This window comes from Streptomyces sp. NPDC056527 (genome assembly GCF_042794475.1).
Classification (GTDB): Bacteria; Actinomycetota; Actinomycetes; order Streptomycetales; family Streptomycetaceae; genus Streptomyces.
Map to the genome: position 1 here is coordinate 1 of NZ_JBHTTQ010000163.1, position 10,651 is coordinate 10,651.

A 10,651-nucleotide genomic window follows, 5' to 3' on the forward strand; every position below is an offset into this window, starting at 1 on the left:
AAGAACGGCTTCCCCGCGTGGGGCGTGACCGGTGACCCCAACGCCGCCACCGACACCTGCGAACCCCTCGTCCTCGGACCACTGTTCGGAGCCCATGGAGCGACGCCGGCCGACATCTCGGTCGCGTTCGTCGCCCAGGCCGCCGTCGACCTCGGTTCCGACGCGATGCCGACCCGCCGTCGCCGGGTCGCCGTCCGCGGCACCCGCGGCATCGGCCCCGGAAACCTGCTCCTGAACTCCCGTATCGGCCAGGTGGGGGTGGACGGCCGGACCGGACTCGTATCGCTGGACGGCGAACCGATCCGCTCCGAGCCGGCCGACTCCATCTCCCTGAACCGTCTCTACTTCCTCTGAGGACTGCTCCCATGACCTTCCGAATGCCGCCCGAGTGGGCCCCCCACGAGCGCACGTGGATGGCCTGGCCCGGCCCGAACCCCACCTTCACCAACGACGAGGAGCTGGCCGCGGCCCGTACCGCGTGGGCGTCCGTGGCCCGCGCCGTACGCCGCTTCGAGCCGGTGACCATGGTGGTCGGACCCGGCCAGCTGGACTCCGCGCGCGAGCTGCTGGGCGACGCGGTCGACCTGGTCGAGCGCGAGCTGGACGACGCCTGGATGCGCGACATCGGCCCGACGTTCGTCACGAACGGCTCCGAGCTCGCCGCCGTGGACTGGGTGTTCAACGGCTGGGGCGCGCAGGACTGGGCCCGTTGGGAGCACGACTCCAAGATCGCCCGTCATGTGGCGGACCTGATCGACGTGCCGGTGCTGAGCAGCACCCTGGTCAACGAGGGCGGCGCGATCCACGTCGACGGTGAGGGAACGGTCCTGCTGACCGACACCGTCCAGCTCGGTGCCGGCCGCAACCCCGAGTGGACCCGCGCGGAGGTCGAGGCGGAGATCCACGCGAAGCTGGGCACCACCAAGGCGATCTGGCTCCCGCACGGCCTCTCCGGCGACTACGGCATGTACGGCACCCAGGGCCACGTGGACATCGTCGCCGCCTTCGCCAAGCCGGGGGTCGTGGTCGTCCACAGCCAGCAGGACCCGGGCCACCCGGACTACGAGCGCTCGCGGATGTACGTCGACCTCCTCAGCCGCCAGACGGACGCGAAGGGCCGGCGGCTGGAGGTCGTCGAGATCCCGGCGCCGACCGTCCTGAAGGACGAGGAGGGCGACTGGGTCGACTACTCGTACATCAACCACTACCTCTGCAACGGCGGCGTGGTCCTGTGCGGCTTCGACGACCCCAACGACGAGATCGCGGCCGGCATCTTCCGCCGGCTCTTCCCGGAGCGGATCGTCACGCTGGTCGACGCGCGTGGCATCTTCGCGGGTGGGGGCGGCATCCACTGCATCACGCAGCAGCAGCCGAAGGTCTGAAATCCCTTGGCGGAGGCCGCAGGCTCCGTGGCAGCCTGCGGCCATGCCGCTGATCTCCCACGAGGGCACCGACTACGCGCTCCGGATCCTGTACTCCGTACCGGACGACGCCTGGTACCTGGAGCTGGACCACGTCGCCGACGACCGGACCGTGCTGATGGCCGTCGTGCCCGACGAGGACCCGGCGCGGGAGCCGACCGTATGCGTCGACCCCGGGTCGGGGCACCACCGGATCCCGTACGACGTCATGCGCTGGTTCATGGAGCACGTGGACGAGGAGATCCGCACCTCACGGGGGTGGATGGGGCTGCGGCCCGAGCTCGTCGAGATCATCCGCGGGCTGCGCGAGGAGTACCTCGGCGTGATCGACGACGAGCAGTTCGGGCCCGTGTTCGCGGAGCTGCGCGCGACCGTGCCCGCCGAGGACCTCCCCGCCGTCCTGGAGGCCGCCTTCGGTCGGAACGCCGACGGGAGCGTGAGGTAGAACAGACGAGTGACCCGCATCAACCCCGCCGGACCCCGGCGTCGCAACAACGCCGCCCCTCCCCGCGAGGAGCTGCTCGCCGCCGCCATGGACACCATCGCCGAGCGCGGACTCGACGGGCTGACCATGGCCGGGCTCGGGCGCGAGGTCGGGATGAGCAGTGGGCACCTGCTCTATTACTTCCGCACCAAGGACGAGCTGCTGCTGCAGACCCTGGAGTGGAGCGAGGGGCGGCTCGGCACCGAGCGGAGCGCGCTGCTCTCGCGGCCGGGCAGCGCCCGCGAGCGGCTCGACGGGTACATCGACGTCTACGTCCCCGACGGCCCCCGCGACCCCCACTGGACCCTCTGGCTCGAAGTCTGGAACCGGTCCCAGAACGCCGACGACGACGCCCGTGCCCGCCAGGCCGCCATCGAGGGCGCCTGGCACCGGGATCTCGTCGCCCTGATCGCCGAGGGGGTCTCGCGCGGGGAGTTCCGGGCGGTCGACCCCGACCGGTACGCGGCCCGGATGCGGGCCCTGCTCGACGGGTTCAGCGTCCATGTCGCGGTCGGGATCCCCGGCACCGGTCGCGATCAAGTCATCGCACATGTACGGGAGTTCGTAGCCGAAACCTTGTTGCTGCGAACTCAACGAACGTAAGTACTCCTGATCGTTGCGGGCTACACCCTTGTTGCGCCGACGTGATCTCCGGCACGGTTCCGCTCCATGGGACGAGAGCACTGGAAGAAGATCTGGGTCGGCTCGGCCGGCAACATGGTCGAGTGGTTCGACTGGTTCGTGTACGCGAGTTTCGCGACGTACTTCGCGGGGGCGTTCTTCCCCGAGGGCAATGACACCGCCAAGCTCATGAACACCGCCGGCATCTTCGCGGTCGGCTTCTTCATGCGCCCCGTCGGCGGCTGGCTGCTCGGCCGCGTCGGCGACCGCAAGGGCCGCAAGGCGGCGCTGACCCTCACCGTGACGCTGATGTCCGCCTCCGCCCTACTGATCGCCGTCGCGCCGACCTACTCCGTCGCCGGCTACGGCGGCGCCGCGGTCCTGCTGATCGCCCGGCTCCTCCAGGGCCTCTCGGTCGGCGGTGAGTACGCGGCCAGCGCGACCTATCTGACCGAGGCCTCGGCACCGCAGCACCGCGGCTTCGCCTCCAGCTTCCAGTACGTCTCGATGACGGCCGGTCAGATCCTCGGTCTCGGCCTGCAGATCGTCCTCCAGCGCACCATGTCCACCGAGGCGCTGCACAGCTGGGGCTGGCGCATCCCGTTCATCATCGGCGCGCTCGGCGCGGCCGTCGTCTTCTATCTGCGGCGCAACATGCTGGAGACGGAGGTCTACGAGGAGACGGCGGACGACGGCGTGGCGAGCGGCGAGAAGGGCACGCTCAAGGCGCTGTGGGCGCACAGGCGCGAGGCGTTCCTCGTCATCGCCCTCACCATGGGCGGCACGGTGGCCTATTACACGTACACCACCTATCTGACGAAGTACCTCTCCAACTCCGCGGGGCTGCCCAAGCAGACCGCGACCCTGGTCTCCTTCTGCGCGCTCATCGTCTTCGCCTGTCTGCAGCCGCTCGCGGGCCGGCTGTCCGACCGGATCGGCCGCCGACCGCTTCTGATCACTTTCGCGGTCGGTTCCACCTTCCTCACCGTGCCGATCATGACGATGCTCCGGAGCGCGGGCTCCTTCTGGCCGGCGCTCGGCCTCTCCCTCCTCGCGCTGGTCGTCATCACCGGCTACACCTCGATCAACGCCTGTGTGAAGGCGGAGCTCTTCCCGACCGGCATCCGGGCGCTCGGCGTCGCCCTGCCGTACGCCATCGCCAACGCGCTCTTCGGCGGTACCGCCGAATACGTGGCGCTGTGGTTCAAGGACGCGGGGATGGAGTCCGGCTTCTACTGGTACGTCGCGGGCTGCGCGGCCGTCTCGCTGATCGTCTACCTGTCCATGCGCGAGACCCGGGACATCGACCTGGGCCGGGTGGGCAGGACCGGCGAGACCCCGGCACGGACCGCGACGGACGCCGCGCCCGCGTCCACGCGCTGACCTTTCGCAGCCCCGACGGGCGCCGCCCGTCGGGGCTGCCCGCATCCTGAGACCCGCATCCCGCGGGCCGCACGGGTGTGGCAGACTGCCGACGTGCTCGCTACCACGATGATTATGGGCAGCAGCGCGCCGGTCCGCAGTGGCTGCTGAACCGCGACTCGACCCCCGCGGCAGTGGACACCGTGCCCCAGACCCGCGCGCAGACCTCTCGCACCCGCGAGAGGTTTTTTCGTTTTCCGGCCCCACCGTCGTCGGAAACGGACAGCGCGTGAGAATGGGGGCAAGTGGATCCAGACCTTCCGGAGCCACATCCGACAGGAGCCATCACAGCCATGACCACGGAGACCGACGAGAGCCCGCGTCTCGACGACAGCTTCCATGTCTTCGACACGACGCTGCGCGACGGAGCGCAGCGTGAAGGAATCAACCTCACCGTCGCTGACAAGCTGACCATCGCGCGGCACCTCGACGAGTTCGGAGTGGGGTTCATCGAGGGCGGCTGGCCCGGCGCCAACCCGCGTGACACGGAGTTCTTCGCCCGCGCCCAGAAGGAGATCACGTTCAAGAACGCGCGGCTCGTCGCGTTCGGCGCGACCCGCAGGGCGGGCGGCAACGCGGCCGAGGACCCGCAGGTCAAGGCGCTGCTCGACTCCGGCGCGCCCGTGATCACCCTGGTCGCCAAGTCGCACGACCGGCATGTCGAGCTGGCCCTTCGCACCACCCTGGACGAGAACCTGGAGATGGTCCGCGACACCGTCTCCCACCTGCGCTCCCAGGGCCGGCGCGTCTTCGTCGACTGCGAGCACTTCTTCGACGGCTACAAGGCGAACCCGCAGTACGCCAAGGCCGTCGTCAGTGCCGCGCACGAGGCCGGCGCCGACGTCGTGATCCTCTGCGACACCAACGGCGGAATGCTCCCCGCCCAGGTCCAGGCCGTCGTCGCCACCGTCATCGCCGACACCGGCGCCCGGCTGGGCATCCACGCGCAGGACGACACCGGCTGCGCCGTCGCCAACACCCTCGCCGCCGTCGACGCGGGCGCCACGCACGTCCAGTGCACCGCCAACGGCTACGGCGAGCGGGTCGGCAACGCCAACCTCTTCCCCGTGGTCGCTGCGCTGGAGCTGAAGTACGACAAGAGGGTCCTGCCCCAGGGCGCGCTCGCCGAGATGACCCGCATCTCGCACGCGATCGCCGAGGTCGTCAACCTGACGCCCTCGACCCATCAGCCGTACGTGGGCGTCTCCGCCTTCGCGCACAAGGCCGGGCTGCACGCCTCCGCGATCAAGGTCGACCCCGACCTCTACCAGCACATCGACCCCGAGCTCGTCGGCAACACCATGCGGATGCTCGTCTCCGACATGGCCGGGCGCGCCTCCATCGAGCTGAAGGGCAAGGAGCTCGGCGTCGACCTCGGCGGCGACCGTGCACTGGTCGCCCGTGTCGTCGAGCGGGTCAAGGAGCGCGAGCTCTCCGGCTACACCTACGAGGCCGCCGACGCCTCCTTTGAGCTGCTGCTCCGCGAGGAGGTGGAGGGGCGGCCGCGCCGCTACTTCCGTACCGAGTCCTGGCGGGCGATCGTCGAGGACCGGCCCGACGGCACCCACGCCAACGAGGCGACCGTGAAGCTCTGGGCCAAGGGCGAGCGGATCGTCGCCACCGCCGAGGGCAACGGTCCCGTCAACGCCCTCGACCGGGCGATGCGGGTGGCCCTGGAGCGGATCTACCCGCAGCTGGCCAAGTTCGAGCTGGTGGACTACAAGGTCCGCATCCTGGAGGGCCGCCACGGCACGGAGTCCACGACCCGTGTCCTGATCACCACCAGCGACGGCAACGCCGAGTGGTCGACGGTCGGCGTCGGCGAGAACGTGATCGCCGCGTCCTGGCAGGCGCTGGAGGACGCGTTCACCTACGGACTGCTGCGCGTGGGCGTCGACCCGGCGGAGTAGACCACAACCTTGCGTCCTCAATGTCTCGCAATCGCCCATTAGGGGTAGTTTCGATGGTATGAGGACCAGGCCGTTCCACCTCCTGTCGGCCCTCGCCGGGCTGGCCATGCTGCTGCTCCTGGTCCTGGCCCCCGCCGCGGGGGCCGGGATCACCGGGATCCAGGACGCCGGCGCGGCACTGAAGCAGGGCCCGGTGTACGTCGATCCGGACGCCGCCGACCAGCTCTCGACGGCCGAAGCGGACGCCCTCGCCCAGAAGATCGAGGACGCCGACAAGCCGCTGTTCGTCGCCGTGCTGCCCGCGTCCAGCGAGTATCCGCCCGAGAACTTGCTGCGCAATCTGCGCACCCAGACCGGGGTGACGGGCCTGTACGCGGTCCGGCTCGGTGACGGGTTCGACGCCGCCGCCGACCGCTCGGTGATGTCCGCGCAGGCCGTGGACAACCTGGTCACCTCCGTACGCCAGCCCGGGGTGGACGCCGCCACCGAGCTGAACAACTTCGTCGACCAGGCGCTGCCGACGATGTCCGGCACCGCCCCCTCCACCTGGTCCACGGCGAGCGCCGACGACGGCGTTCCCGTCGGCGGACTGATCACTCTCGGCGCGGTCGTGGTCGCCGGTGGCGCGGGCGCGTACACGGTCGTCCGGCGCAAGCGGCTCCGCAAGGAGGCCGAGGAGCGTGAGGCCCTGGAGAAGCTCCGGGTCGTCGTCGACGAGGACATCACCGCCTTCGGCGAGGAGCTCGAACGCCTCGACTTCCACCCGGCCGAGGCCGGCGCCGACGACGCCATGCGCGGTGACTACGAGCGGGCGCTGGACTCGTACGACAAGGCCAAGTCACTGATGGGCTCCGCCACGCGTCCGCACGAGGTCAAACCGGTGACCCAGCAGCTGGAGGACGGCCGCTACTCGCTCGCCGTCCTGGCCGCCCGCCGCGAGTCCAGGCCGCTGCCCGAGCGCCGTCCCCCCTGCTTCTTCGACCCGCGCCACGGCCCCTCCGTCGAGGACCGGACCTGGACCCCGGCCGGCGGAACCGCCCGCGAGGTCCCGGTCTGCGCCGCCGACGCAGCCCGCCTCGACGACGGCCAGGACCCGCTGGCCCGCACCGTCGACACCTACGACGGCCGCCGCCCGTACTGGGAGGCGGGACCGGCGTACGGCCCGTGGGCCGGCGGCTACTTCGGCGGCGGACTGCTCCCCGGCCTCCTCGCCGGCACCCTGCTCGGCTCGATGCTCGCCACCCCGGCCTACGCCTCCGAGTACGGCGGCGGGGAGTTCGAGGGCGGCGACTTCTCCGGAGGCGACTTCAGCTCCGGAGACTTCGGGTCGAGCGACTTCGGCGGTGGTGGCGGCTTCGGCGACTTCGGCGGAGGCGGGGACTTCGGCGGCGGCGGGTTCTAGGCGGCCCGACCCGCGAGCCCGACCCGCGAGTTCCGCGCCACCGCGGGCCCTCGTGAGGGCGGCCGCCCTCACGGGAGGACGGCCGCCCACGGCCTCATGTCACGGTCTCGAACACGGGCGGCTGGAGACCGGCGAGGCATCCCGTGTCCGGCCCGGTCGGCGTGTTGAAGAACGAGCGGGTGATCGTCTGCGCGCACGGCGAGTCGGCGAAGACGACATGGGCGACGTAGGGGACCGTGACGGCGGTGGACCGGCTCAGCGTGCGGGCGGCGTACGGCCCGCTGCTCGGCGCCGTCTGGGAGTCGAACCCGCCCGACAGGACGAGGGTCGGGATGTCGCTGTACGTCCGCTGCCGGATCGAGGGGTCCGCCGGGGGGACGTCCCAGGCGCGGCAGTCCGCGTGCATCCAGCTGAGAAGCGGAGCGTTGGCCAGTACCGAGCGGGGGAACGACGGGAACGCGCGCCGGCCGGCCCGGATCACGTCGGCCTCGCTCTCGAACGGGGTCCACTCCCTGCAGAAGACGCCGAAGACGAGCCCGTGGGAGACCCTTCCGATGGCCTGCGGGCTGAGCTTCCCGCCCGCGTACTGCTCGGCGATCCGCTGCGGGTTGCCATGCGCCAGTTCGTCGATGGAACGGGGCACTCCGGCCGCGAGGTGGCTGGCGAAGGTCAGCCAGTTCACCAGCAGCCCGCCGTCCAGCGTGACCTTCACCGGCTCCGGGTGGCCCGGCACCGTGACGGTCGTCGTGATCGGTCGGGTTTCGAGCTCGACCACGAGGCGCTCGAAGACGGCCTTGAGGTTCGGATAGCGGGTGTTGCAGGCGGGCTGCTCCGCGCAGGCCTTGAAGATGCCGTCGAAGCCCTCTCGTGCGGCCTTCCAGGTCACGGCCCCGCCGGCCAGGGACGGCGGCAGGACGCCGTCGATGCCGACCGACCGGATGCCCTTCGGGTGCAGTCGCATGTACTGGAGCGCCAGGTCGGTGCCGTAGGAGATGCCGAACACGTTCCACTGCTTGATGCCCAGCGCCTTGCGCAGGCCGTCGTAGTCGGCGGAGCTCTCGGTGCCGTTGTAGGCGCTGAGGTCGGCCCCGCGGCTCACCAGCAGATCGCGGCATTTCCGCGTCTGCTCGACGTGCAGGCGTCCGGTGGACGGCGCACCGAAGACGAGATCGAGGGAGTCCGCTGCGAACTCGTCGATGTTCCGGCAGGTGAGCTCCGGGTCGGCCGAGTAGGTTCCGCGCTGGGACATGAAGATCACGTCGCGGTCGCGGTTCAGACCGCCGGAGACCGCCATCGGGATCTCGGAGACCGCGTCGTCACCGGGCCCGCCGGCGAGCCACACGATCGGATCGGGTGCCGGTCTGCTGGTGACCGCCGGGATGATCGCGACCGCGAGGGTGATCTTTCGTCCCTTGCGGTGGGAGCGCTTCTCGGGGACGGTGAGCGTTCCGCAGCGGGCGCGCTCCAGATCGGGGATCGGGTCCGCCGTCCGCGGGCAGGGGCCGGGCACGAAGCGGGCGTCGCCCGCCGTCCGGGCGACCGTGCCGAGCGGCGATCCGTCGCCGGACTCGGCCCGGGCGGGCATTGCGGCCAGGCCGATCACGAGGGCACCGACCGTGGCTCCGGCCAGCGTGGCCGGGAACCGGCGCGACGCGCGCCGGTGTCTGGGTGGACTGAGGGACATCATGCGTTCTCCGGTTCAGGGGTGATGGTGAACGGGCCCGGTGCGAGCCCCGCCACGCAACTGGTGTCGGGCGAGGTCGGACGCGCGAGGAAGGAAGCCAGGACGCTCTGCGCGCAGGGCGACTGGGGGACCACGAAGTGGCCGATACCGGGAATCAGCACGGCGGTCGAGCGGGGCAGCGTGCGGCCGGCGTACGGCCCCCAGCTCGCCCCGGTCTTCGCGTCGAACGACCCGGAGATGATCAGCGTCGGCACCTTGCTGAAGGTGGTCACCCGCTGGATCGCGGTGCGGTCGGGGACGTTCCAGACGCGGCACAGGTCGTACTGGAAAGGCAGCTGCGGCGCATGGGCCAGGACCGTGTCCGGCCACCCGGGGAACGCCTGGCGCCCCGCCTTCAGGATGTCGGACTTCGTGAAGCCCGGTGCCCACTCGGCGCACACCACCGAATGCGTCAGACCGTAGGCCTGGGGGACGGCCGGAATCCCCGCGCCGGCGGCCTGTGCCCGCGCCAGGCGTTCCGGGTTTCCGCGGGCGAGTTCGTCGAGCGCCGCGGGGACCTCGGCGGCCGGAAGGGCGCCGCCGTTGGTGACCAGCAGGTTCACCAGCGCGCCCCCGTCGAGGACGACCTTCACCGGGCTGCCGCCCCCGGGCGGCTGCACCGTCAGCGTCAGCGGGTTCGCCTCAAGGCGCCGGACCTGCTCCGTCAGCGTGCGGGAGAGGTCCGGGTAGCGGCTCTTGCAGCTCGGCTGGGCCTCGCATGCCGCGAAGATCGTGTTGATCCCCTCCTGGGCGCTGTCCCAGGCCCACGGCAGGCTCACGATCTGTGGCGGCACGACCGAGTCGATGGTCACCGTGCGGATCCCGTCGGGGTGCCGGCGCAGGTACGTGAGGGCCAGGTCGGTGCCGTAGGAGTAGCCGTAGACGTTCCACCGCTTGATGCCGAGCGCCTTGCGCAGATCGGCGAAGTCGGCGGCGTTCTCGGTCGTGTTGTAGCTGCTCAGCCGGACTCCGTCGGCCGTCAGACGGTCCCGGCACTCCTTCGCCGCTCGTACCAGCAGCCGTCCGGTCGAGGGCGCGTCGTAGCGCAGTCCGACGGCGCTCGCGTTGAAGCGGTCGATCTCCGGGCAGGTGAGGTACGGCTGCGAGTAGGGCCCGCCGCGCTGGGTCATGACGATCAGGTCGCGATCCCGGTTCACGCCGGAATCGATCAGGAAGGGGATGGCCCCGATCGCGTCGCCGCCCGGACCCCCCTCCATGAACACCACCGGGTCCGCGACCGGTTTCGTCGACGCGGCCGGAATGATGGCGACGGCCAGCTTGATGGTCCGTCCACCGCGGTGTTTCCGGCTCTCGGGCACCTCCAGGAACCCGCACCGTCCGGGGATCTCCTCGGGCGCCTCCGGGCAGGGACCGGGCACGAAGCGCGTCGGACCTCCCGGGTGGGGCCCCACGAGGGGTGGTGACACGGCACTGCTCGGTGTCGCACCGACCGCGCCCAGAAACGCAAGACCGGCCGCGAAGAGCGCCACCCCGGCGAGTGACCGCCGGGAGCGTCGCGGCGGGTAGCGGCGCTGCGCCCGCCTTCGTACGGACCTGTCGCTGCCGCGAGCGAGCGGCAGGCGGCCTGTTCTGGTGCCCTGCTCCGTCATGAGATCCCGTCTCTCTGACGTCCCCACCCCGCCCCGACCGGGGCGACGTCGCGTGGCT

Annotated in this window: 8 protein-coding genes and 1 pseudogene; 7 read left to right on the top strand and 2 right to left on the bottom strand. The window is 71.0% G+C overall.

The window, feature by feature from the left end; translation table 11 throughout:
• The 7 genes and pseudogenes from ACFQ7Q_RS36235 to ACFQ7Q_RS36265 form a co-directional block, all read left to right on the top strand.
• Positions 1–354 (top strand): annotated as a pseudogene (locus ACFQ7Q_RS36235) (urease subunit alpha); the annotation flags it as partial.
• Positions 355–365: 11 nt separating this feature from the next.
• Entirely contained in the window at positions 366–1,382 is a 1,017-nt protein-coding gene (locus tag ACFQ7Q_RS36240) for an agmatine/peptidylarginine deiminase (protein ID WP_383562930.1), read from the top strand.
• Positions 1,383–1,425: 43 nt separating this feature from the next.
• Complete coding sequence (locus ACFQ7Q_RS36245; protein WP_383562933.1) at positions 1,426–1,866, top strand: hypothetical protein; 441 nt, start codon at positions 1,426–1,428, stop codon at positions 1,864–1,866.
• 87 nt (positions 1,867–1,953) lie between these two features.
• Positions 1,954–2,508, top strand: coding sequence for a TetR/AcrR family transcriptional regulator (locus tag ACFQ7Q_RS36250; RefSeq protein ID WP_383562951.1), 555 nt, complete (start codon positions 1,954–1,956; stop codon positions 2,506–2,508).
• A 66-nt stretch (positions 2,509–2,574) separates the two neighbouring features.
• Entirely contained in the window at positions 2,575–3,909 is a 1,335-nt protein-coding gene (locus tag ACFQ7Q_RS36255; protein WP_383562936.1) for an MFS transporter, read from the top strand.
• 332 nt (positions 3,910–4,241) lie between these two features.
• Positions 4,242–5,858 carry a citramalate synthase gene (gene cimA / locus ACFQ7Q_RS36260; RefSeq protein ID WP_383562939.1) on the top strand — a complete coding sequence of 539 codons (1,617 nt, stop codon included), beginning with the start codon at positions 4,242–4,244 and terminating at the stop codon, positions 5,856–5,858.
• A gap of 58 nt (positions 5,859–5,916) precedes the next feature.
• Complete coding sequence (locus tag ACFQ7Q_RS36265; protein ID WP_383562942.1) at positions 5,917–7,260, top strand: hypothetical protein; 1,344 nt, start codon at positions 5,917–5,919, stop codon at positions 7,258–7,260.
• A gap of 94 nt (positions 7,261–7,354) precedes the next feature.
• Here ACFQ7Q_RS36265 and ACFQ7Q_RS36270 read toward each other — a convergent pair whose 3' ends face one another.
• Both ACFQ7Q_RS36270 and ACFQ7Q_RS36275 read right to left on the bottom strand, forming a co-directional pair.
• Positions 7,355–8,947 carry an alpha/beta fold hydrolase gene (locus tag ACFQ7Q_RS36270; protein WP_383562945.1) on the bottom strand — a complete coding sequence of 531 codons (1,593 nt, stop codon included), beginning with the start codon at positions 8,945–8,947 and terminating at the stop codon, positions 7,355–7,357.
• Positions 8,944–10,362 carry an alpha/beta fold hydrolase gene (locus ACFQ7Q_RS36275; RefSeq protein ID WP_383562948.1) on the bottom strand — a complete coding sequence of 473 codons (1,419 nt, stop codon included), beginning with the start codon at positions 10,360–10,362 and terminating at the stop codon, positions 8,944–8,946. Before ACFQ7Q_RS36275 ends, ACFQ7Q_RS36270 begins: the two co-directional genes overlap by 4 nt.
• Between the last annotated feature and the right edge of the window lie 289 nt (positions 10,363–10,651).